This is a genomic window from Alcaligenes sp. 1735tsa3 (assembly GCF_024134565.1).
Lineage (GTDB): Bacteria > Pseudomonadota > Gammaproteobacteria > Burkholderiales > Burkholderiaceae_B > Alcaligenes > Alcaligenes phenolicus.
The window spans coordinates 2,559,399-2,580,551 of the sequence record NZ_CP099862.1 but is presented as its reverse complement, the minus strand read 5'-3'; the positions used below and the strand labels follow the sequence as shown (position 1 = coordinate 2,580,551).

The 21,153-nt window shown below is 56.8% G+C and carries 20 protein-coding genes; 6 read left to right on the top strand and 14 right to left on the bottom strand.

Annotated elements, in window-relative coordinates:
- Nucleotides 1-56 precede the first annotated feature (56 nt).
- The 5 genes from NIZ92_RS12040 to xdhA form a co-directional block, all read right to left on the bottom strand.
- Nucleotides 57-1,358 carry an isoprenylcysteine carboxylmethyltransferase family protein gene (locus NIZ92_RS12040; RefSeq protein WP_254002024.1) on the bottom strand — a complete coding sequence of 434 codons (1,302 nt, stop codon included), beginning with the start codon at nucleotides 1,356-1,358 and terminating at the stop codon, nucleotides 57-59.
- Nucleotides 1,359-1,550: 192 nt separating this feature from the next.
- The gene (guaD, locus tag NIZ92_RS12035) at nucleotides 1,551-2,876 is read right to left on the bottom strand and encodes a guanine deaminase (protein WP_035272290.1); all 1,326 of its coding nucleotides are present in this window, start codon (nucleotides 2,874-2,876) and stop codon (nucleotides 1,551-1,553) included.
- A gap of 24 nt (nucleotides 2,877-2,900) precedes the next feature.
- Nucleotides 2,901-3,869: a xanthine dehydrogenase accessory protein XdhC gene (gene xdhC, locus NIZ92_RS12030; protein ID WP_052159430.1), complete on the bottom strand. Its 969-nt coding sequence runs from the start codon at nucleotides 3,867-3,869 to the stop codon at nucleotides 2,901-2,903.
- A complete protein-coding gene (gene xdhB, locus NIZ92_RS12025) occupies nucleotides 3,866-6,193 on the bottom strand; it encodes a xanthine dehydrogenase molybdopterin binding subunit (RefSeq protein ID WP_254002023.1) in 2,328 nt (775 codons plus the stop codon). The genes xdhC and xdhB overlap by 4 nt, the downstream gene beginning before the upstream one ends.
- Nucleotides 6,193-7,686 carry a xanthine dehydrogenase small subunit gene (gene xdhA, locus NIZ92_RS12020; protein ID WP_254002022.1) on the bottom strand — a complete coding sequence of 498 codons (1,494 nt, stop codon included), beginning with the start codon at nucleotides 7,684-7,686 and terminating at the stop codon, nucleotides 6,193-6,195. The genes xdhB and xdhA overlap by 1 nt, the downstream gene beginning before the upstream one ends.
- A 143-nt stretch (nucleotides 7,687-7,829) precedes the next feature.
- On the opposite strand from xdhA, the gene NIZ92_RS12015 reads away from it, so the two are divergent.
- Together NIZ92_RS12015 and NIZ92_RS12010 are read left to right on the top strand one after the other, a co-directional pair.
- Nucleotides 7,830-8,771 carry a LysR family transcriptional regulator gene (locus NIZ92_RS12015; RefSeq protein ID WP_035272299.1) on the top strand — a complete coding sequence of 314 codons (942 nt, stop codon included), beginning with the start codon at nucleotides 7,830-7,832 and terminating at the stop codon, nucleotides 8,769-8,771.
- On the top strand, nucleotides 8,768-9,526 hold the full coding sequence (locus tag NIZ92_RS12010) for a LamB/YcsF family protein (RefSeq protein WP_009458868.1): 759 nt from the start codon (nucleotides 8,768-8,770) through the stop codon (nucleotides 9,524-9,526). The genes NIZ92_RS12015 and NIZ92_RS12010 overlap by 4 nt, the downstream gene beginning before the upstream one ends.
- Here NIZ92_RS12010 and NIZ92_RS12005 read toward each other — a convergent pair whose 3' ends face one another.
- The 3 genes from NIZ92_RS12005 to NIZ92_RS11995 all read right to left on the bottom strand — a co-directional run bounded on the left by NIZ92_RS12005 (nucleotide 9,527) and on the right by NIZ92_RS11995 (nucleotide 11,831).
- The gene (locus NIZ92_RS12005) at nucleotides 9,527-9,715 is read right to left on the bottom strand and encodes a DUF3008 family protein (RefSeq protein ID WP_009458869.1); all 189 of its coding nucleotides are present in this window, start codon (nucleotides 9,713-9,715) and stop codon (nucleotides 9,527-9,529) included.
- Nucleotides 9,716-9,835: 120 nt separating this feature from the next.
- Nucleotides 9,836-11,038, bottom strand: a complete 1,203-nt coding sequence (locus NIZ92_RS12000; RefSeq protein WP_083053378.1) for a benzoate/H(+) symporter BenE family transporter — start codon at nucleotides 11,036-11,038, stop codon at nucleotides 9,836-9,838.
- Nucleotides 11,039-11,066: 28 nt separating this feature from the next.
- A complete protein-coding gene (locus NIZ92_RS11995; RefSeq protein ID WP_009458871.1) occupies nucleotides 11,067-11,831 on the bottom strand; it encodes a helix-turn-helix transcriptional regulator in 765 nt (254 codons plus the stop codon).
- A 96-nt stretch (nucleotides 11,832-11,927) separates the two neighbouring features.
- Between NIZ92_RS11995 and NIZ92_RS11990 the strand changes: the two genes are divergently transcribed.
- Nucleotides 11,928-13,124: an MFS transporter gene (locus NIZ92_RS11990; RefSeq protein ID WP_083053379.1), complete on the top strand. Its 1,197-nt coding sequence runs from the start codon at nucleotides 11,928-11,930 to the stop codon at nucleotides 13,122-13,124.
- Nucleotides 13,125-13,336: 212 nt separating this feature from the next.
- On the opposite strand, the gene NIZ92_RS11985 is transcribed toward NIZ92_RS11990, so the two are convergent.
- Nucleotides 13,337-14,509, bottom strand: coding sequence for an MFS transporter (locus NIZ92_RS11985; RefSeq protein ID WP_009458878.1), 1,173 nt, complete (start codon nucleotides 14,507-14,509; stop codon nucleotides 13,337-13,339).
- A gap of 1,189 nt (nucleotides 14,510-15,698) precedes the next feature.
- Between NIZ92_RS11985 and NIZ92_RS11980 the strand changes: the two genes are divergently transcribed.
- A complete protein-coding gene (locus tag NIZ92_RS11980) occupies nucleotides 15,699-16,487 on the top strand; it encodes a deaminated glutathione amidase (RefSeq protein ID WP_026483468.1) in 789 nt (262 codons plus the stop codon).
- An 11-nt stretch (nucleotides 16,488-16,498) separates the two neighbouring features.
- Here NIZ92_RS11980 and alkB read toward each other — a convergent pair whose 3' ends face one another.
- Entirely contained in the window at nucleotides 16,499-17,146 is a 648-nt protein-coding gene (gene alkB, locus NIZ92_RS11975; RefSeq protein WP_254002021.1) for a DNA oxidative demethylase AlkB, read from the bottom strand.
- A gap of 79 nt (nucleotides 17,147-17,225) precedes the next feature.
- Here alkB and NIZ92_RS11970 point away from each other — a divergent pair, with 79 nt between their 5' ends.
- A complete protein-coding gene (locus tag NIZ92_RS11970; protein ID WP_203145694.1) occupies nucleotides 17,226-18,092 on the top strand; it encodes a pirin family protein in 867 nt (288 codons plus the stop codon).
- Between the two features lie 6 nt (nucleotides 18,093-18,098).
- Here NIZ92_RS11970 and NIZ92_RS11965 read toward each other — a convergent pair whose 3' ends face one another.
- The 4 genes from NIZ92_RS11965 to NIZ92_RS11950 all read right to left on the bottom strand — a co-directional run bounded on the left by NIZ92_RS11965 (nucleotide 18,099) and on the right by NIZ92_RS11950 (nucleotide 20,607).
- Nucleotides 18,099-18,590, bottom strand: coding sequence for an OsmC family protein (locus tag NIZ92_RS11965; protein WP_254002020.1), 492 nt, complete (start codon nucleotides 18,588-18,590; stop codon nucleotides 18,099-18,101).
- A gap of 316 nt (nucleotides 18,591-18,906) precedes the next feature.
- Nucleotides 18,907-19,614, bottom strand: coding sequence for a glutathione binding-like protein (locus NIZ92_RS11960; protein ID WP_009458889.1), 708 nt, complete (start codon nucleotides 19,612-19,614; stop codon nucleotides 18,907-18,909).
- A 99-nt stretch (nucleotides 19,615-19,713) separates the two neighbouring features.
- Nucleotides 19,714-19,938 (bottom strand): DUF3820 family protein, encoded by a 225-nt coding sequence (locus NIZ92_RS11955; RefSeq protein ID WP_003799391.1) that lies wholly within the window; start codon nucleotides 19,936-19,938, stop codon nucleotides 19,714-19,716.
- A gap of 6 nt (nucleotides 19,939-19,944) precedes the next feature.
- The gene (locus NIZ92_RS11950; protein WP_254002019.1) at nucleotides 19,945-20,607 is read right to left on the bottom strand and encodes a dienelactone hydrolase family protein; all 663 of its coding nucleotides are present in this window, start codon (nucleotides 20,605-20,607) and stop codon (nucleotides 19,945-19,947) included.
- Between the two features lie 146 nt (nucleotides 20,608-20,753).
- Between NIZ92_RS11950 and NIZ92_RS11945 the strand changes: the two genes are divergently transcribed.
- Entirely contained in the window at nucleotides 20,754-20,996 is a 243-nt protein-coding gene (locus tag NIZ92_RS11945) for a hypothetical protein (protein ID WP_223254053.1), read from the top strand.
- Nucleotides 20,997-21,153 lie beyond the last annotated feature (157 nt).

Sequence of the window (21,153 nt, the reverse complement as noted above, 5' to 3'; positions counted from 1 at the left end):
AGCTTGTTCCACAGGGTTGGGACAGTTCTTGTGCAGCTTACTGCACTTGGGGACGATCAGGGTAGACGCAGAAGTACGGGTACCCAGCCATTGATTTGCAACCACTGTGCCAGGGCAAAGACGGGCCAGATCAGGAAGTAGGGCAAGGCATCGCGCAAGGTGCGGGCCAATCCTGTCAGGGACACTTGCAGTTCGTTCGGGCTGTTCCAGAGGCTCAGGCGTGGGATCAGGCGGGGCACGCGCTGGCAGTAGTCCTGATAATCCTGACCAAAGACTTTGTGCAGCAGAACCTGTTCTTCGTCGATCACATTGTTGAAGACGGCGTAGACAAACAAGGCGAGTATGGGGCCAAGCAGCAGGCTGCCGGACAGTGCACCCATGCCGGTGACGGCGCACAGGGAAAACAGATACAGCGGGTTGCGGCTGATGGAGTAGGGGCCTTGGCTGATCAGGCTGGAGCCTTTATGACCGCCCAGGTACAACATGCACCAGCAGCGGCCCAGGACGGCAATCAGGACCAGCCCCAGACCGGCCATGCGGGTGAATTGAAAGACCAGCGAGTCGACCGCCCAGGTGGAGGCGAAGAAAGGCAGAATCACGACCATCAGGCCACCAAACACCCCCAGGCTGCGGCGACGTTGTACCTGAATGCTGGCCAGATGTTCCCAGGCCTCTGCAACCGTGGCGCGTTCGCTATGGGAGGCTGACCAGCGTTTGGGATTCACGATCAAGGGGTAGAAGGCGATGCTGCCCAGCAGCCAGACAAGCGCCAGTGAGGCAAACACTTGAGTCAGATTGATACGCTCTTGATCCGCTTCCAGCAAGCCCAACAAAAAGGCGCAGATCAAACCGGCCAGCAGGCCCCCCCAGCGCAGGCGGGCCTGGTTCAAGGCCCAACCGGCAAAGTACAGGTGTAGCAAGCCAGCGCCCACGGCGACGATGGCACCCACTTCCAGCAAGGGTTTGATCTCGGGTATCTGGTGATACAGCGATTCCAGGCTTTGGGAGGCGGCGGAGTATTGCAGAAGCAGCATCAGCAAAGGCACGGCCAGGAACAGGCTGGTGCCCAGCAACAGGATGCGTTTGCCTGGCAAGGCCTCTTGTCCGCGCAGCTGGCGCAGTTTCCAGGCAGCCAGGAACAAACCCGCGGCGGCAATCAGGCCAGTCAGCAGACCTTGAGCCTCTTTCATTTCATGGGCCATATGGCCAGGTTGCTGGCTGGATGCCAACAAGGGATTGAGCGGAGACCAGTCCTGGGTCAGGCTGGCCAGCCAGAGAAACAAAAAGGTCACTCCCACAACCTGCGTCAGCAGGTAGAACAGGGAGTTGCGTTGCACCAGGGTTGATGTGCCGGACATAATCAAATCTCGCCAAGAAGAGGGGGAGCCGGGGCTGGCTTCCTACTGACGGGATCAATGTATCGTTGGCACCGTAAAATCCGCGTTAAATCGAAAAAACGCGTGCAGATATTTTTTGGGTAGACGGAAAAGAGTCCCTGGCGGCGGTTGTAATGATTGGAGTTGCCCGCCAGGAACCGGCTTCAGTTGTGTTTAGTGATCGCGCTGATGGACGCAGCGGCCTGCGCTGTAGCTGGCTTGAATGCAGCGATCGTCACCCAGCAGGGCCAGCATGAACAATTGCTCTTCCAGCGAGTTCAGCATGGTGCTGCGGCGGGCCATCAAGGGGGTGGCCTTGGGGTCCATCACAATAAAGTCCGCCTCGGCACCAGGAGCCAACGTGCCGATTTGACCCTGCATGTCCAGTGCCCGCGCGGCTCCTTCGGTGGCCATGTAGAACATGGATGCGGCGGTCAGATGGTAGTTGTTCAGACGGGCCACTTTGTGGGCCTCGTTCATGGTGCGCAGCATGGAGAACGACGTCCCGCCGCCCACATCGGTGGCCAGGGTGTGCAGCACCTTGCTTTGGCGAATGGACTGGAAATCGAACAAGCCAGAGGCCAGGAACAGGTTGGAGGTGGGGCAGTGGGCGGCGATACTGCCGGTATCGTGCATGCGAGCGCGGTCCTGTTCGTCCAGCCAGATACTGTGGCCGTAGATGGCGCGGGGGCGTAGCAGACCAAAGCTGTCGTACACGTCCAGATAGCTGCGGTTCTTGGGGAACAGCTCGCTTACCCATTTGATTTCGTCCTTGTTTTCTGCCACGTGGGTTTGCAGAAACACATCGGGATAGGCGCGGGCCAGTTCACCACAGGCGGCTAATTGCTCCGGGGTGGAGGTGGGCGCAAAACGGGGTGTCAGAGCGTACAGTTGGCGGCCCTTGCCGTGCCAGCGCTTGATGAGGTCTTCCGAATCGCGTGCGCCTGACTCGGCAGTATCTTGCAGATAGTCCGGGCAGTTGCGGTCCATCATCACCTTGCCCGCAATCATGCGCAGATTGCGTTCGTGGCTTTCCTCAAAGAAGGCATCCACGGATTGACGGTGCACACTGCCGTAGACCAGGGCGGTGGTGGTGCCGTTGCGCAGCAGTTCGTCCAGAAACACGCCAGCCACTTCGCGGGCGTGTTCGCTATCTCCAAAACGGCCTTCAGTTGGGAAGGTATAGGTTTCCAGCCAGGGCAACAGGCCGCTGGAGGGGGAGGCAATAATGTCGGTTTGCGGGAAGTGCAGGTGGGTGTCGATCATGCCTGGCATGATGATTTTCCCGCTCAAATCCATGGTCTTTGTATCGGCAGGCAGGCTCTGCGACAGTTCGGCCCAGTCGCCACAGGCCTGAATCTGGCCTTGTTCGTTGACCAGCAGCAGGCCGTCACTGTGATAGCGCACGGCTTCGGAAGGATCTTCCAATGTGGCAGGGTCCGCGACAAAGTACAGCAGTTGGGCACGGTAGGCGCAGGCGGAGTGTAAAGAGGTAGTCATAGTGTCCTTGAAGTCGAGGTCGCATCAGCGACTGAGTTGCCCCATTTCATAGGCGTGGGCCAGCAATTCAGCGGCGACAGCCACGGCAATAATCGAGGGGGCCTTGCCCTTGATACCTGGCACGCCAATGGGGCAGACCAGTTCCTGAATACGGGATTCGGGCATGCCGCGTTGCTGCAAGCGGCGCTCGAATTGACGACGTTTGGTCATGGAGCCGATCAGGCCCACATAGGCTGTGTCGGGCCGGCGCAAGATCTTTTGGCACAACGCCAGATCGAGGCCGTGATTATGCGTCATCACCAGAAAATAGCTATTGGTCGGGGCTTGTTCGATCAGCGCATCGGGGATGTCGGTAATTTCCAGGCTGACATTGCTGGGTACCTGAGCGGGAAACAGTTCAGGGCGTTCGTCAATCCACAGAACCCGGCATGGCAGGGTGCCCAGAATCTGCACCAGTGCCTCGCCCACATGACCGGCCCCAAATAGCAGAATGGTCAGGGGCGGGGGCGGCAGGTCCTCCATCCAGACGCCTTGCGAGCCGTCGTAGTCCAGCCGGGATTCGTCCACAATTGAAGGGCTGTGGATATCAACCTGCTTGCTGCCATCCGACAGCAATTGTGAACGGCGGCTGGTCGCCTGACCGGCCCGCACGGCGCTATCGAGCTCTTCCAGCCAGCTCAGATCCTCGGTACCCAAGGTCTCGTACAGCAAGGTCACGACCCCGCCGCAACATTGACCCAGGCTGGGACCCAGTGGCAGGCGGCTCATGCTCCAGCCGGGACCGGAGGATTGGCTGAGCATGACACGGGCCTGTTCTGCCGCTACCCATTCCAGGTGCCCGCCACCAATGGTTAACCACTGCTCAGTTTGGCTGAACAGCATGGCCGTGCCCGTGGTGCGCGGGGTGGAGCCTTTGGCCAGCGCCACCGAGCACAAAACCAGCCGCTCGCCCGCTTTTACACGGGCGAGGGCAAGAGATGGCCAGCTACTCATTTCGCTTTGCGAATAGCCGCAACAGCCCGCATGACGGCTTCCGCAGTCGCAGGTGCGTTCAGCACGGGTTCGATCTGGTAGTTGCCTACACTGGCAACGGCATCACGAATCGCGTTAAAGACGCAGAATGGCAACAGCAAAGGGGGTTCGCCCACGGCTTTGGAGCGGTGAATCGAATCCATGGCGTTGCGGCCATCGAACAGATTGACGCGGAAGTCCATGGGGCAGTCGCTGATGGCCGGGATCTTGTAGGTCGACGGTGCATGCGTGGTGAGCTTGCCTTGAGCGTTCCACACCAGTTCTTCTGTTGTCAGCCAACCCATGCCTTGAATAAAGGCGCCTTCAACCTGGCCAATATCCAGGGCCGGATTGATGGATTTGCCCACATCGTGCAGCACGTCAGCACGCAGAAGACGAGATTCCCCGGTCAGCGTGTCGATCAGCACTTCAGCGACGGCAGCCCCGTAGGAGAAGTAATAGAAGGGATTCCCCTTCATGACTTTGGAGTCCCAGTGCAGGCCAGGGGTGGCGTAAAAACCATCGGACCATAACTGGACACGGGCCTGGTAGGCGTGTTCCACCAGTTGGAAGAAGGGCATGGTCTGGTCACCGATCTCGACCTGACCGCGCTCGAATTTCACGCTGGACTCTTCCACCGAGAACAACTGGGCCGCTACCGTCGTCAGACGCTGGCGAATCTGGTAGGCCGCATCCTGGGCGGCTTTACCGTTCAAGTCCGTACCTGTGGATGCCGCCGTGGCCGAGGTGTTGGCTACTTTGGTGGTATCGGTGGCCGTGACCCGGATGTGCTCCAGATTCAGGCCCAGTTCATGGGCTACCACCTGGGCCACCTTGGTGTTCAGGCCCTGGCCCATTTCCGTGCCACCGTGGTTCACCAAAACCGTGCCGTCACGGTAGACGTGGACCAGAGCACCAGCCTGGTTGAAGGCGGGTACGTTAAAGGAAATACCGAATTTCACCGGGGTCAGTGCCAGACCCTTTTTCAGTACCGGGCTGCTGGCATTGAATTCACGGATGTGTTCACGGCGCTGACGGTATTCGCTGGTTTCCTCCAGCTCGGCCACCAGCTCGTGAATGACGTTATCGACCACGGTCTGGTCGTAAGGCGTCACATTACGGTCTTCTTTGCCGTAGAAGTTGATGCGGCGCACATCCAGCGGATCTTTGCCCAGACGGCGAGCAATCGTGTCCAGCGCCACTTCCATGACCAAGGCCCCTTGCGGGCCACCAAAGCCTCGAAAGGCCGTGTTGGATTGGGTATTGGTGCGACCACACAAGGCGCTCATGTCTACATCAGACAGGTAGTAGGCATTGTCAAAATGACAGATGGCGCGGGTTGCCACGGGGCCGGACAAGTCGGCGGAAAACCCCGAGTTGGCCGTCATGTCCAGACGGGCACCCAGCAGGCGGCCTTCGTCGTCGTAGCCAATATCGTATTCATAGTAGAAACCATGACGCTTGCCGGTAATCATGAAGTCGTCGTCGCGGTCCAGGCGCAGTTTGATCGGGCGTTGCAGCTTGACGGCGGCCACACTGGCCACGCAGGCGTACAGGGCCGATTGAGATTCCTTGCCACCGAAACCACCGCCCATGCGACGGCATTCTACGTGTACCTTGTGTGCACCAACGCCCAGACAGTGAGCAACCAGCTGCTGCATCTCCGAAGGGTGCTGGGTGGAGCACCAGATATGCACGGCGCCGTATTCCTTGGGCACGGCGTAGGAAATCTGGCCTTCCAGATAAAACTGTTCCTGACCATTGCACTGGAAGGTGCCTTGCAGGCGGTGTGGAGCCGATTCCAGTGCTTTTTTGGCGTCGCCTTGTTTCAGGCTCATCAGGGGCAGAACACCGGCATTCGCGGCCTTGGCTTCTTGCGGAGTCAAGATGGCAGGCAGCTCTTCATAGGTGATCTTGCCCAGACGCGCTGCACGGCGTGCCTGGTCGTGGGATTTCGCAATAACCGCAAAAATGGGCTGGCCAAAGTAATGCACCACGCCATCGGCCAGAATGGGGTCGTCATGCAGAATAGGGCCACAATTATTTGCGGCGGGAATGTCGGCAACCGTCAGGACGGCAATGACACCGGGCGCTTGACGCACAGCTTCCAGATCCACGTCCAGCAAACGGGCATGGGCTTTTTCCGACAGGCCCAGCGCAATATGGGCCGTGCCCTGCAATTCAGGCAAATCATCGGTATATGTGGCCGTGCCGCTCACGTGCAGGTCTGCCGACTCGTGCAGAAAGGACACGCCGACTCGTTGAGCCGTGGCGGTGTTCAGGTGGTCGATATTGTCAATTTTCATCACAAAGTCTCCAGGCTGGCTTGAGCTCGGTGAAAGACATTCAGCTGGGCGGGACTCAAAGCGTGTTCAGGGTGGGTTTCCAGGAAGAAGCGGTACAGCAAATTGGCCGCACTTTGATTGCGGTATTCGCTGCTAGCACGCATATCGCTCAGGGCCTGGTAGTCCTGTTGCAGCGCCTGCATGGCAGCTTGTACGTTTTCCTCGTTCCATTCCTGACCTTGCAGCACTTGCTCGGCGTGGCTGGCGCGTTTAGGGGTGGCAGCCATACCGCCAAAGGCGATGCGAGCCTGTTTGACGATCTTGCCATCCAGTTCCACCGCAAAGGCGGCGCACACGGCAGAAATGTCCTGGTCGAAACGCTTGGACAGCTTGTAGGTACGGAATTGCCATTGTCCCTTGTTGCGTGGGACCAGCAGGCCTTGCACGAACTCGCCCGGTTCCATGGCGGTTTTCTGGTAGGCCAGATACAGATCTTCCAAAGGCAGCACGCGCTCGACTGCGCCTTTGCGCAGCACCACACGGGTACGCATGGCAATCAGAGCGGGCATGGAGTCGCCAATGGGCGAGCCGTTGGCCACGTTGCCGCCCAGGGTACCGGCGTTGCGGATAGGGAAGGAGGCAAAGCGTTGGCGCAGTTCTGTCAGTTCGGGGTGGTCTTTGATCAGGGCGTCAAAAGCGTCGTTCAACAGCACGCCTGCACCGATATACAGATCGTCCTCGGTGGTTTTCAGTTCGCGCAACTCGGCCACCTGACCGATATAGATCAGATGCGGTAAATCGCGGAATTGCTTGGTCACCCATAGGCCGATATCGGTGCTGCCAGCCAGAATGCGGGCTTGCGGATATTGCTCGCGCAGCTGGGCCAACTGGTCCAGCGTGCGGGGGGCATGGAAGGCCTGGCCCTGGTACTCATAGGCCAGCATGCCGTCCTGACGAATGGCACGCAGCTTGTCTTCAATGGATTGGCGATCCATGCTGACAGCCGGATAGCTGTGCATGGCCTTGGCCGCATCAATAATGGGGCGGTAGCCGGTACAGCGGCACAGATTGCCCGAGAGCACATCGTCGATCTGTTCCCGGGAAACCGGGCCGTCTTCGGGCGAGTGCGTCATGTACAGGCCCCACAGCGACATGATGAAGCCGGGCGTACAAAAGCCGCACTGGGCACCGTGCCAGTCCACCATGGCCTGTTGCACGGGGTGCAGGGTGCCATCGTCCTGGCGCAGATCCTCAATGGTGTAGAGCACCTTGCCGTCCAGCGTAGGCAGCAGCTGGATACAGGCGTTTACGGCACGCAATTGCAGTTGATTGTTCTGGTCCAGTTCGCCAATCATGACCGTGCAGGCGCCGCAGTCACCCTCGGCACAGCCTTCTTTGGTGCCGGTGCAGTGCAGATCCTCACGGATATACTGTAAAACGGTTCGCGTGGTTGGGGCCTGAGCCACTTCCTGTACTTCGCCGCGATAAATAAAACGAATTGGTCTTGTCTCCATGATCTCACTCGACTGGTTTTTTACGGATCGAAGATAGCATTTGCTTAGGATGCGAACATTTGCTTGGAATGATGTTCACTATATAGGCGTATGAGTGTCTACACCGATCAACGAGGCGGGCCAGCGCTTGTATTATTTAAACCATGCCAAAATTACGAGAACAACTAGACCTACATTTGCTGCGGGTATTGCAGTCGCTGCTCAAAGAGCATAGCGTCTCGCGTACGGCTATCCGCTTGGGCATGTCCCAGCCAGCCGTTAGCAATGCCTTGCGGCGCTTGCGCGAAATCACGGGCGATCCGATTTTGTTGCGCGGTAAAAAGGGAATGGTGCCTACCGAGCGCGGCCCCTTTTTGCTGGCACATGCCACGGAAGCTCTGCAAGCTATCGAGCGAATTTCTGCCACGGCAGAGCCTATGGATCCCAGTCAGTCTACCCGCGTTTTCAATCTGGGCGCGCCGGATTATCTGGACGGCGCTTTTATCCCGGATATTGCGGAGCGGGTGCGTCGTCAGGCGCCGCAGGCCCGGCTGGTGGTCCATACCATCAACCCGGATCTGGATTACGTGCAGGCCCTGGAAGAGGGCGAGCTGGACGTGGTGATCGGCAACTGGCTCGAGCCCCCTGAAAAGCTGCACCTGGCGCGTCTGTTTGATGACGAGGTGGTCTGTATGCTGGGCCGCCATCATCCCTTGGCGCAGCGTGGTCTGTCCTTGCAGCACTATCTGGACATGCCGCATCTGGCCCCTTCGGCCCACGTGACGGACAAGCGCGGCTTTATTGACGGTTGCCTGGCCGAGCAGGGCATCAGCCGTCACGTACAGATGGTCGTGCCGTATTTCGGCCTGGTTCCGGGGATTTTGAGTCGCACGGACATGGTGTTCACCACGAACCGCCAGTTTGCCGAGTACTATGCCCGCATTCTGCCGATTACGGTTTTGCCTTGTCCGGTTCATTTTCCACTGATGCGCTTTTATCAGCTGTGGCACCCGCGCACGCATAATGCGGCAGAACTGCTGTGGTTCAGGCGTTGCATTGCCCAGGCCGCAGGCAGATTGGATGGATTATCAGAGGGAACTCCATGAGCTTGAGTATTGATTTGAATTGCGACATGGGCGAGAGCTTTGGCCCCTGGGTCATGGGCCATGACGAGCAGGTGATTCCGTGGGTGACGTCGGTAAATATCGCCTGTGGCTTTCATGCCGGAGATCCGGGCACCATGCGTCAGACGGTGGCCCTGGCCCTAAAGCATGGCGTGAAGCTGGGCGCACATCCCGGCCTGCCGGATCTGGCCGGTTTTGGTCGCCGGGTGATGGCGGTTACCCCCGAGCAGGTGTATGACATGGTGGTGGTGCAGGTGGGAGCCCTGGCTGCCGTTGCCCGCACCCAGGGTGCTGCTTTGCATCACGTCAAGGCACATGGTGCTCTTTACAATATGGCCGCCCGTGATGGGGCCTTGGCAAAAGCCATTGCCCAAGCTGTAGCCGATATTGATCGCAGCCTGATTCTGTATGCGCTGGCAGGCAGTGTGCAAGTGCAGGCCGGTCGTGATGCGGGTTTGACGGTGGCTCAAGAGGTGTTTGCCGATCGCAGCTATCAGGACGATGGCAGCCTGACCCCTCGTCAGCAAGCTGGCGCCATGATTACCAATGCCGATCAGTCCGTGCAGCAAGTGATGCAGATGATAGAGCAAGGCACCGTTACCAGTCTGTCGGGTAAAACGGTGCCTTTGTCTGCTGATACCTTGTGCCTGCATGGGGATCAGGCGGGGGCGGCCGAATTTGCGCAGCGTTTGCATCAAGCCTTCGAGCAAAGCGGCGTGCGCGTTCAGGCTGTCTGATTACTCCTTGTGTTCAGGCAGGTTGCGGCGCGCGGTATCGGTGCTGGCCAGTTCTTCCAGCTCCTTGGTACTCATGGTGTTGTACATTTCCAGCGATGCCCCTTTCAGACTGGCTACCGGAGTTTCCCCGCGTTTGGCGGACAAGGCTGCACCGGCAGCTTTTTGTTGGGCTTGAGATAAAGCAGGCATGAAGCACCTCCGTTAAAGAAAAGTGGTCATGCCTTTAGTGTGCCAAATGAAAAAGACGGCAAAGCAAGCAAATGTGAGGCTTGTTTGCCGTCTTGAACAGACGCCGGGGGGATGGCCGGATCAGGACACTTTTCGTTTCTGAATCAAGTACATAGCCATACCAAAAACCAGACCCCAGAAGGCACTGCCGATATTGAGCAGACTCATGCCTGACGCGGTGGTCAGAAAGGTGACCAGGGCGGCGTCACGGGTGTCTGGGGCTTCCAGCGCCATGTGGATGCTATTGCCTATGGTGCCCAGCAGGGCCAGACCGGCAATGGCCGCAATCAGTTCGGTTGGGAAGGCGGCAAACAGGCTGACCACGGTGGCACCAAAGATACCGGCGGCAAAATAGAAAATCCCGGCCCAGACACTGGCGCGATAACGCTGACGCGGGTCCGCATCCACTTCGGGAGTCATGCACAGGGCGGCGCTAATGGCGGCCAGATTGTAGGCGTAGCCACCGAAGGGGCCAAAGATCAGGCCCACAATCCCGGTCCAGCTAATGACGGTGGAGTTGGGCGCATCGTAGTTATGCGCCTTCAATACAGCCACGCCCGGAATGTTCTGCGAGCTCATGGTGACGATGAAAAAGGGAATGCCCACACCAATGAGCGCCGTCCAGGAAAACTCGGGCCAGACCAGCACCGGCTTGGCGGGTGTCCAGCTCAGAATTTCCATTTTCAGCAAACCTTGCATGGCAGCAATCGTGACACCGGCCACCAGGGCCAGCGGCACGGCGTAGCGGGGCGACCATTGGCGCACCACCAGAAACACAATGAACATGCTCAGGCACAGCAGCCATTGGGTTTGCATGGCACCAAACAGATCCAGGCCAAAGCGCAGCAAGATGCCGCCCAGCATGGCGCCGGCAATGCTGCGCGGCATGTACTGCATCAACTTCTGAAAGCTGCCGCTAAGACCGCAAATGGTGGTCAGCAGGGACGAAAACAGGAAAATGCCCACGGCCTGGGACATGGGCAGGCCCACCAGACCCGTGGCCAGCAGCGCTGCGCCAGGTGTGGACCAGGCAGTCAGAATTGGAATCTTGTAGCGCAGCGACAGACCTGCCGACAGCAGGCCCAGACCAATACCCAAAGACCACATCCAGGAGCCCAGCTCGGCGGTGTTGGCACCGGCCGCTTGAGCGGCCTGAAAAACAATGGCAGCAGAACTTGTGTAGCCCACCAGCACGGCAATCAGCCCCGCCGACATGTGAGAAATCTGGAACCAACTCAATAAGCGCTGCAGATATCCGGGGCGGGACAGGTGTGTGGAAGACATGGATGCGTGTGGTGAGGGTAGTAGGGACTTAAGAAGAATGGGTTTGGCTCAAGTAACGGCTGGGGGTTTCGCCCAAAATAGATTTGAAAACGGTAATAAAGGCACTGATAGAGGTGTAACCCAATTCCCTGGCCGTGCTCTTTACGGACATTCCCGAACCCAGTTTTTGCAGGGCCAGCATAATCATGAATTGTTGCCGCCAGCGCCCGAAGCTCATCCCTGTGTGTTTTAGCATATGTCGGGCCAGGGTGCGCTCACTCATGGCCAGTTCTTTTGCCCAGTCGGCCATCGTAGGGCGCGAGTCGGGCTGTTGCAGCATATGTTGCGCAATCGTCTGCAAAACTTTGTCCTCGGGCACCGGCACATGCAGCTGACGGGTGGGCATTTGATTCAAGGTTTCCAGCAGCACCAGTGCCAGGCGGTGTGTCTGGCTGCCCGGCTCGTAATGGGGATTCAGATCACTTAAATGAATGATCATCTCGCGCACCATGGGGCTCAGGTCCAGGGTGCTGCAGTGATCGGGCAGTTCATCCAGACCGGGCTGTATGTACAGGAAATGAATCAGGGCCTGATCGTCGGCGCGGGCACGGTGACGGATACCCACCGGCACCCAGACGGCGCACAGCGGCGGCACCATCCAGTAGCCCTGGTCGGTTTGCAGGGTGACGGAGCCATATTGCGTCATGATCAGCTGTCCATTGGGATGGGTATGCAATGGATTTTCAGTATTGCTGCCCATCGCCATCTTGATGCTGAAAATAGGCCCGCCTTGCGGATTGGAGCTAAAACTCATGCTTTGTCTGATTTGAGGTATAAGTTGTCATAATATCCTGTTTGCGTCGGTATCGAAACAGGATAGAGTAGGGTTTTCACCTACTGGCTACATTTCATGTCCCTCTCTCGACTCTCCTGGCTCTCCCACCCCTTACTGGTGTTGATTGGCGTCTTGCTGATTGCCGGCAATCTGCGAGCCCCGATCACGGGTATCGCCCCCTTGCTGGAGCTGATCCAGGCAGACCTCTCCCTGTCGTCCACGCAGGCCGGTCTGCTGACCGCCATGCCCTTGTTCATTTTTGCGGTGATCTCCCTGCTGGCCGCCTCCATGGCGCGGGTGGTGGGCTTGTCCCGTTCCTTGTTTATTGCTTCCGTACTGATTGCGGTAGGTGTGGTGGTACGTATCCTGGGCGGCACGATAGAGCTGTTTGCCGGTATCGGTTTGCTGGCTATCGGGATTGCCTTGGGTAATGTGCTGTTGCCTTCTCTGGTGAAACGCCATTTCCCCATGCGCATCAGTTTTGTGACGTCGCTGTACGTTTTGTTCATGGGTCTGGTCGCGGCGTTCAACTCCGCGATGGCGGTCCCTATGGCGGAGTGGACAGGCCAAAGCTGGCGCTGGTCGTCCCTGATGGTGGTGGGTGTGATGGCATTGGCTAGCGTAGTTGTCTGGGCTACCCAGTTGGGCGCGGATCGACGTGCGGCACAGAATACGCCCGCTGGCGCGGCAACCAGTTCTTCGGTGTGGCGTTTGCCCCTGGCTTGGCATATCACCTTGTACATGGGTTTGAACTCGGTGGCTTACTACATGATTGCCAGCTGGTTGCCTGTGATGCTGGTGAACTATGGCTTTGAGCCGGATCATGCGGGCCAGATTCATGGTTTGATGCAGTTGGCTACCGCCGTACCGGCCTTGCTGCTGATGCCCGTGTTGAGCCGTGTGCACGACCAGCGTGGGGTGGCCTTGGCGGGTGCCTTGTTGCAGACCCTGACCTTTGTGGGCTTTCTGGTCTTGCCGTCCTGGTCCTTGCTGTGGGCGGTGCTGTTTGGCTTTGGTAGTGGCAGCGTATTCCTGATTGCCTTGGCCTTGATTGGGGTACGTTCTACGTCTACTTCGCAGGCGGCGTCCCTGTCGGGTATGGCGCAGTGCATGGGCTATTTGCTGGCCGCGTTTGGGCCTCCCGCCATGGGCGGTTTGCATGACCTGTTCAATAGCTGGGGCTGGGCCTTGGGCTTGTGCATTCTGGTCAGCTTTGGAATGGGCTACGCCGGTTGGTTGGCGGCTCGCCCCGCAGCTGCAAGCAAAGCCTGAGCTGAATTGCTGAAAGCCAGGTAGTCGGACCTCCGAGAGAGGGCCAAACAAAAGTGGCCTGTAATTGAAATACCCTTAGGGGCATCCAATTACAGGCCGTTTTGTTTTTTGGGTTACTGGCAGAGTTCAGTTTTGCAAAGGCTATTCCTATGTTCAGCTTCTGTCGCCTACGACAAAATTGCCTGCTCCGAGTCACCCGCTCTGAGGTCTGACTATTCTTTAATGCGCAGCGAAATGGTGTGCAAGGCCAGGCCACCCAAGGCCAGCAAGGCACCTACCCAGGCGGTCGAAGTCCAGCCCCAGCCAGCGGCAATCGTCAAACCACCCAACCATGCACCTAGCGCATTGGCCATATTGAAAGCCGAGTGATTCAGCGCAGCCGCCAGTGTTTGGGCATCACCTGCCACGTCCATCAGGCGAATCTGCAAAGCGGGGCCCAAGGCCACCAGGGTGCCAATCAGCATGATGTTCAAGGGGCCAAGGATTGGATGGTGGGCCGTGATCATGAACAGCAAGAGCACGCCGGTAGCCCAGATCAGAACCAGGCGAATGCTGCGATCCAGGTAGCGGTCCGCATAGCGGGCGCCCAGTAAATTGCCCAGCACCATGCCAACGCCAAACAAGGCCAGCACGACAGGGATGGCGCTGACCGACAGGCCCGCCAGTTCCATCAAGGTGGATTTTACGTAGCTGAACACCGAGAACATGCCACCAAAACCAATTGCGCCTATGCCCAGCGTCAACCAGACTTGCTTGCGCTTCAGGGCGCCCAGTTCGCGCAAAGGGCTGGCCAGCGTGTTGGCGGGAATGAAAGGCACAAAGCGCAGTACTAGCCCCATGGTCAGCAAGGCGATCAGGCTGACGAAGGTAAAGGCCGCCTGCCAGCTCAGCCATTGTCCCAAGGTGGTGGCAATGGGCACACCCAATAAGGTAGCGACTGTCAGACCCAGCATGACGTAGGCCACGGCCTGTGCGCGGCGATGCGGCGGCACCAGGCGAGCGGCTACCAGGGCGGCAACACCAAAGTAGGTGCCATGCGGAAAGCCGGCCAGAAAGCGGGTGATCAACACGGTTTCATAGCTGGGGGCGATCACGGTCAGGAAATTGCCCACGGCATAAGCGCCCATCAAGGCTATTAACAGACGGCGCCAGGGCCAGCGTGCGCCCAGTACGGCCAGTACCGGAGCGCCGATCACCACGCCTAAAGCGTAAGCGCTGATCAAGTGGCCCGCGGTGGGAATATCGATACCCAGATCCTGGGCCACATCGGGTAGCAAACCCATGATGACAAATTCGCCGGTGCCGATGGAAAAACCACCCACAGCCAAGGCCAGAATGGCCAGTAAAACCTGGCGGGGGGATAAGGAAGAGTGCGAAGAAGACAAGATAAACGCCTGAGAATCAAGAAGGGTAGTGTGTCCAACCCGTAAGAGGCCTTATTGTCGCGCAGTCATGGGGCAAGGCTCAAGATTTCTAAGGACGGAATAGGGTCATGTAACTGTAGGGAATTGAAGATCTTTTTAAGTTTTTAATTCTTATTACGTCCTAGCACAAATTAATTTATCAAGCTATAGCGTCAGCCCTAAACAACGTATGCAGATTTTTTTTAGTTTTTTATATAGAATCACGGTATTGGGTGTTTTGTATCCAATCATTTTCCTGTGGTAGCTTTCCCCTGATTTTGCAAGAAATCGGGGGTTTTTTTTATTCTGATTATTTTGAATTTCAATCATTAGTGCATTGAAAGTCCAATGCCAAAGCGGCTTGTCAGCTTGACAGGCGGGCATGTCGGACGAAGTGGCGTCGCAAGGATAATTCATGAATGGGCCAGTGCTGGTTTGCACTTGGCCCATTATTTTTAGCTCGATTTTATCCGGATTTGATTCATTTTTATTTAATCGCGTTTTATCGATTCTAATTATGTCCGGTCATATTTGGGTTGGAGATTTGCCCTCGAAAATTCTGGATGGGTGCAGAGATGCTTGTTAGGGTTAAGAACGTTTTTTTGTGCCGTCTATGAGATTTTGTCCGGCTTAATAAAAGAATCAATTTTGCCGATTTGCATAATGTTTATGGTATTGCAAATATAAGGGTTATTTATATCTCATTATCATATATCTGCTGATTAAAGCCGATCTTGAGAACTGAGCTCAATTGAGTTTCACGCTTATGAAGATAAATGGAATTGAACTGTACGGACGAAATAGAGCGTTCAAATTGATCGTGTTGTTGTTTGGGTTTGTCGCTATGCGCGCGGCACTTTGTTTCAGAGCCTGATCGCTTAATTGACCTGCTAGCTGAGTAAAAATGTTCTTTGATATGACTCGAATGTTTAGTGTGGTTAAACGCATTCAGGGTATTGACCTGATAAAAATTTATTTTTAATTGCAGTTTGTGTCCGAATTTTTACATGATGGGAAGTGGAGAAATATGACGCTGATCTGTTGGGGCTGAACGACGGGGATGGTTTGACATTTGACCATCTGGTGTTCAGTTTTTCTCCCTTGTTCGCTGGCTGGTCTGGGCGGGCGGCTGCGTTAGAATCACTTAGGCAGCACCGCAAAGGAGGTGGTCATGAAAGTTGCATTGGGCCAGATGGCCGTATCCAAAGATTCGCAGGAAAACCTGAGCGCTTGCCTGGGTTTGATCGAACAAGCCTTGCGCTCCGGCGCGCAGCTACTGGTTTTGCCTGAAGGTGTGCTGGCCAGAAATGTGGCCGACCCTGAAGTGGTCCTGAAATCCGCACAAGCCCTGGATGGGGAGTTTGTCAGCCGACTGAGCGCTGCCACCCGTGATACTGATTTAACTGTGGTGTTCTGCATTCATACCCCGGCCGGAGAAGGCAAGGTTTGGAACACCTTGGTGGTGCTGCGCGATGGCCAGGTTCTGGCGCATTACAACAAGCTTCATTTGTACGATGCCTTCTCGGTACAAGAATCACGCTATGTACAGCCAGGTACAGAAATCCCCGCCTTGATTGATGTGGCCGGTTTCAAAGTAGGTTTGATGACTTGCTACGACCTGCGCTTTCCTGAGCTGGCCCGACGCTTGTGCGTGGACGGGGCGCAAGTCTTGCTGGCGCCGTCGGCCTGGCTGAAAGGTCCCTTGAAGGAACACCACTGGCGTGTGCTGACGACGGCTCGCGCTTTGGAAAATACGGCCTATATGGTGGCCGTCGGCGAGTGTGGTGAACGCAATATTGGCCAAAGTCTGGTGGTGGATCCCTTGGGTGTGATCGTGGCCCAGGCGGCAGAAACTCCCACATTGCTTTTGGTTGATCTGGATCGGGAGCGTTTGGCTTATGCCCGTCGCATTTTGCCCGTACTGGAAAACCGTCGCTTTGCTCCGCCCGAACTGGGCTGAACTAGCGGGGTTCAGCCTGCTTTTCTGAATGTCAGATTGACCCGGCCTGTGCCCCATACCGGATGGGCCGGGCCCTCCAGTCTGCGTACCCCATGGAAATTCAATCTGGATGGCCCCCACCAGACCAGCACATCACCATCGCGCAGTCGCAGGGTATGCACCGGGTCGCTGCGTTTTGCGCCGCCCCATAAAAACAAGGCCTCACGTCCCAGGGAGACCGAGACAATCGGGTGCTGCAAGTTGCGCTCGTTTCTATCCTGATGCAAGGACATATGCGCCTGCTCGTCGTAGTAATTGATCAGACAGGTATCGGGTTGAAAAGGGCCCTGGCCCGACTCCTGGGCAATGTGCGTTAATAGTTCCTTGAATATGGCAGGCATGGCGGGCCAGGCCAAACCGCTTTGCGGGTCCGTGGGGCTGTAACGGTAGCCGTGTTCGTCCGATATCCATCCCAGGTCGCCACAACTGCTTTGTGCGGCCGACATACGATGCCCTGAGGGAACCTGCATATGCCGCCAAGGAGCGCTGTGCACCAGTTCTTGAACCGCCTGTGCCAAGCTGGCGGCATAGGGCAGGGCCAGCCCCGGAAGGGCGATCAGGCCGGTATCCAGGGTCAGGACGTTGCCGGGAACGGGATCAAACAGGGAGAGCGTGGACATGCGCGATAGGGCGAATAAAGCAGTGACCAGAGTATAGTAATCGGGATTGTATTTTTGCGACTTCCCAGTAGAGGTGTCTATGGTCGAGCTGCTGATTCCACAACGTCAACACAGCATTGGTGCATTTGAAGTGGGGCGCGTTCTGCCCTTTCGCCAACGGCGTATGGTGGGGCCTTTTATCTTCTTTGATCGTATGGGGCCACAAGAGCTGACGGCACCTGTAGGGACAGAAAACGATGTGCTGCCACACCCGCATATTGGCCTGTCTACCGTCACCTATTTATTTGAAGGTGCCATGACACACCGTGACAGCCTGGGCGTGGAACAAGAGATTACGCCCGGCGCCTTGAACTGGATGACCGCTGGTTCAGGCATCAGCCATTCCGAGCGCTTTGAGCCCATGCGTACCCAAGGTGGCCGTATGGATGGCATTCAGGCCTGGGTGGCTTTGCCGGAACATAAAGAAGAGCAAAACCCCGATTTTGTGCATTACGAGGCCGAACAACTGCCTTTGATTCAGGACACGGGCCTGGAAGGTCGCCTGATAGCCGGATCGGCGCTGGGTCTGTGCAGCCCTGCCAGTGTGGCCTCACCCTTGTTCTATATGGAACTACGCGTACAAGCGGGCCAGCCTGTCCCCTTGCCAACCGGCCATGAAGAGCGCGCCATTTATGTCTGTACGGGCGCGCTGGAGGTAGGCGCTCAACGCTATTGCGCCGGTCAGATGCTGGTCTTTGCCAAAGGCGACAGCCCTCGCATCCTGGCCGAGCAAAACAGCCATTTGATGCTGCTGGGCGGCGAGCCCCTGGGACCACGCCATATCTGGTGGAACTTTGTGTCCTCCCGCAAGGACCGTATCGAGCAGGCCAAGGACGATTGGCTCAATGGTCGCATCAGCCTGCCCCCACTGGACGATGAGCAGTTCATCCCTTTACCTGCGGTGTAATGCTTTTTACGTCGATGGTGGAGGTGTTTGACCTTGTACGTGGACCGTGACCTCATGGTGAATTGGAGTGTTGATGGAGCGGGCAATAAAGCAGTATTCACCTACGCGATCGTGAAGCGATTTGGACAAGGCAGGGTCACTGTCCGGTGTGATCGTGACGAAGGGGCGCAAGGTAACACTCTCGAATTGCCCAGCCCCGTTAGCCTCTTCAATCATGATGCCGGTAGGGTGGTCTTCATAGGCCGTGACCACAATGCCGGCTTCCGCCGCTATTCCCAGGTACCAAAGCATATGACACTGAGCAATCGATGCCAGGAAAAGCTGCTCTGGGTTCCAGCGGGCTGGGTCGCCTCGAAAGGCAGAGTCTGAGGAGGCAGCAATGGTCTCCAGGCCAACTGCCATCACGTCGTGGTTACGTGAGTAGGAGCGAAGGGTGCGGGTGCCGCTCCCGGCGTTGCCGGTCCAATTGATCAACAGTTCATAGTGGTGCGTTTTCATGGCTCTGCTCAGGCAAAGTGGCAAGGAGCAAAAAGAGTAGCAGCGGGGGGCAATCGTACATACAAAAAAAAGCCCTGGAAAGAATCCAGGGCTTTGAAGGCTTGCTCATCAGGCTGGTGGATTTGCCTGTATCCGCTCTATGAGCAGACTGGTTTTTTGATTGACGAGCAAGCCGGGCAAACGGAATAGCACCGCTTGCGCAGCTTGTTTAGGAGGCCAATTGTACGGACTGGCGTCAAGCGAAACAAAAAAGACCAGTTTGATAGCAGGGCTATTGCAAATTGGCTTATAAGCATTGATTGGCGCTGCTTATCCATCAATCACGGGCAGGAATGTTCAAGCCGCGTTGTACTGCCGGGCGGGCCTGAAACTGGGCCAGAACACGGGCCACATTCTTGAACTGCTCGTACTCCACCAGCTCGCCTGCGCCGTAAAAACCGATCAGGTTGGCAATCCAGGGGAACAGGGCAATATCAGCGATGGAGTAGCTGTTACCCACCATCCAGTCCTTGCCGTCCAGATGCTTGTCGATCACGCCCAGCAGGCGCTTGGATTCGTTGACATAGCGGTCGCGGGGGCGCTTGTCTTCAAAGTCCTTGCCAGCAAATTTGTGGAAGAAACCCAACTGACCAAACATGGGGCCTACGCCACCCATCTGGAACATCAGCCATTGCAGGGTTTCATAGCGTTGGGCCGGGTCTGCAGAGAGCAACTGGCCGGTTTTTTCTGCCAGGTAGATCAGGATGGCACCGGACTCGAACAAGGCCAGCGGTTTATTGCCGGGGCCATTGGGGTCCAGAATTGCCGGGATCTTGTTGTTGCTGCTGAGCGAAATAAATTCCGGGCTGAGCTGATCGTTGCGCTCAAAGCTGACCAGATGTGGCTCGTAAGGCAGGCCAATTTCTTCCAGCATGATGGATACCTTGACCCCATTTGGAGTGGGCAAGGAATACAGTTGCAGGCGTTCGGGGTGCTGAGCCGGCCATTTGCCGGTGATGGGGAATGCGGAGAGATCGATTGTCATGACGTCCTTCACAATGGGGTGTAGAGGAAGTCTTGATAGTAGCAAGCTGTACGGTGACATACCGTCGCAGCCCGCTCCCCAGTAAGGTATTTGTTCCTCTTAGCGGCTGCGCGGGCGCAAGGGGTCCAGCAAGGATTTCAGGCCATTGTGATCCAGCTCGTGCATCAGGGCCAGTAGCTGCCCTAGCCGCCCGGAAGGAAAGCCTTCACGGGCAAACCAGTTCAGATAATGTCCCGGCAGGTCGGCCAGCAAGCGACCTTTGTATTTGCCGTAAGGCATGGTGGTATTTAACAGGGCAAGCAGGTCGTCGCTGGATTCAAGCATGGGGGCTTAACGTAGATGGTCGGCAAAGAAAGCTAGTGTACGTTCCTGAGCCAGTTTGTAGGACGCTTCGTGAAAATCGGGGCGATGATCGCAGCCAAAACCATGCCCGGCAGGTTCGTACACGTAAATGGTCACATCCTTTTGCGCGTCTTTAATGGTCTGAATGGCGCTGGCAGGGATGGAGTGATCCTGGGCACCAAAATGCATTTGAACTGGAATCCTGGGCTGTTCCTGGGCGTTCTGGGCAATTTGCGAACCATACCAGCAACTGGCGGCTTTCAGGCCTTGCAAGCGGCAGGCGGCCAGCCAACTCAAGGAGCCACCCCAGCAATAGCCGACAATACCAATCTTGCGCGAACCCAAGGCGTTCACGCAGGCCTGAATATCCAGCAGGGTCTTATCAAGCGCAATGCCGTTGCGCAGTGCCAGACCTGCTTGCACGTCCTCGGCGGTATAGCCCAGCTCTACATTTTTCTCTTGCCGGTCGAACAGGGCGGGAGACAGGACACGGTAGCCTTGCTCGGCAAAGCGTTCGCAGGTGTTGCGTATGTGTTGATTGACACCAAAAATTTCCTGCAACACGATCAAGCCGCGTTCGGCCTGTTCATCGCCTGCGACATAGGCTTCGAAACGGTGCTGGTCTGCGCTGGTCAAGCTAAGCGTACTCATGGCGTGTCCTTTAGCTGTAAAACAATAATTCTCTCTTATAACAGTCGCCCATACTGGGAGGCCAGCCTCAGGACGTTTACAATCCACCCAGAACGGCGGGGGTGTCTAGCTCTCGCCCAAGCCCCTCCTACTTCAATGGAATAATGATGCGTGACGTGCTAATGGACAGTCTGTTCTGGACGATTGTGATGCCCTGGTTCTTGTTTTTAGGGCTATTTCTTGTTCCCAAGAAACCTTCCTGGTTGCGAAACTACGCCTTTCCCGGCGTGTTTATTGCAGTAGGTTTGGGTCTGGTGGCTGGGGTGGCAGTCGGTGTGGGCATTTTCAGCATCGTGCTGGGCCTGATTGCCTTTGCCGTGTGCTACGAAAAGCCGAAAGCCAGCGCCTGAGTCAGGAGCAAACGGTTTGATGAAAAACCATCGCGGCGTGCTGCCTGCGATGGTTTTTTTTGTCGCCGGGCCGCCCCAAGGCTCGGAGCCCCTAGCGAATCCGAGCGGCATACAAGCCGCGAGGTGGAGCGCAAGCCGAAGGCGTAGCGTGGAGGGG

What these genes read in the sequence shown, in the direction of transcription:
- NIZ92_RS12040 (WP_254002024.1), bottom strand. Translation starts at nt 1,358, where the DNA reads ATGTCCGGCACATCAACCCTGGTGCAACGCAACTCCCTGTTCTACCTG.
- guaD (WP_035272290.1), bottom strand. Translation starts at nt 2,876, where the DNA reads ATGACTACCTCTTTACACTCCGCCTGCGCCTACCGTGCCCAACTGCTG.
- xdhC (WP_052159430.1), bottom strand. Translation starts at nt 3,869, where the DNA reads ATGAGTAGCTGGCCATCTCTTGCCCTCGCCCGTGTAAAAGCGGGCGAG.
- xdhB (WP_254002023.1), bottom strand. Translation starts at nt 6,193, where the DNA reads ATGAAAATTGACAATATCGACCACCTGAACACCGCCACGGCTCAACGA.
- xdhA (WP_254002022.1), bottom strand. Translation starts at nt 7,686, where the DNA reads ATGGAGACAAGACCAATTCGTTTTATTTATCGCGGCGAAGTACAGGAA.
- NIZ92_RS12015 (WP_035272299.1), top strand. Translation starts at nt 7,830, where the DNA reads ATGCCAAAATTACGAGAACAACTAGACCTACATTTGCTGCGGGTATTG.
- NIZ92_RS12010 (WP_009458868.1), top strand. Translation starts at nt 8,768, where the DNA reads ATGAGCTTGAGTATTGATTTGAATTGCGACATGGGCGAGAGCTTTGGC.
- NIZ92_RS12005 (WP_009458869.1), bottom strand. Translation starts at nt 9,715, where the DNA reads ATGCCTGCTTTATCTCAAGCCCAACAAAAAGCTGCCGGTGCAGCCTTG.
- NIZ92_RS12000 (WP_083053378.1), bottom strand. Translation starts at nt 11,038, where the DNA reads ATGTCTTCCACACACCTGTCCCGCCCCGGATATCTGCAGCGCTTATTG.
- NIZ92_RS11995 (WP_009458871.1), bottom strand. Translation starts at nt 11,831, where the DNA reads ATGAGTTTTAGCTCCAATCCGCAAGGCGGGCCTATTTTCAGCATCAAG.
- NIZ92_RS11990 (WP_083053379.1), top strand. Translation starts at nt 11,928, where the DNA reads ATGTCCCTCTCTCGACTCTCCTGGCTCTCCCACCCCTTACTGGTGTTG.
- NIZ92_RS11980 (WP_026483468.1), top strand. Translation starts at nt 15,699, where the DNA reads ATGAAAGTTGCATTGGGCCAGATGGCCGTATCCAAAGATTCGCAGGAA.
- alkB (WP_254002021.1), bottom strand. Translation starts at nt 17,146, where the DNA reads ATGTCCACGCTCTCCCTGTTTGATCCCGTTCCCGGCAACGTCCTGACC.
- NIZ92_RS11970 (WP_203145694.1), top strand. Translation starts at nt 17,226, where the DNA reads ATGGTCGAGCTGCTGATTCCACAACGTCAACACAGCATTGGTGCATTT.
- NIZ92_RS11965 (WP_254002020.1), bottom strand. Translation starts at nt 18,590, where the DNA reads ATGAAAACGCACCACTATGAACTGTTGATCAATTGGACCGGCAACGCC.
- NIZ92_RS11960 (WP_009458889.1), bottom strand. Translation starts at nt 19,614, where the DNA reads ATGACAATCGATCTCTCCGCATTCCCCATCACCGGCAAATGGCCGGCT.
- NIZ92_RS11955 (WP_003799391.1), bottom strand. Translation starts at nt 19,938, where the DNA reads ATGCTTGAATCCAGCGACGACCTGCTTGCCCTGTTAAATACCACCATG.
- NIZ92_RS11950 (WP_254002019.1), bottom strand. Translation starts at nt 20,607, where the DNA reads ATGAGTACGCTTAGCTTGACCAGCGCAGACCAGCACCGTTTCGAAGCC.
- NIZ92_RS11945 (WP_223254053.1), top strand. Translation starts at nt 20,754, where the DNA reads ATGCGTGACGTGCTAATGGACAGTCTGTTCTGGACGATTGTGATGCCC.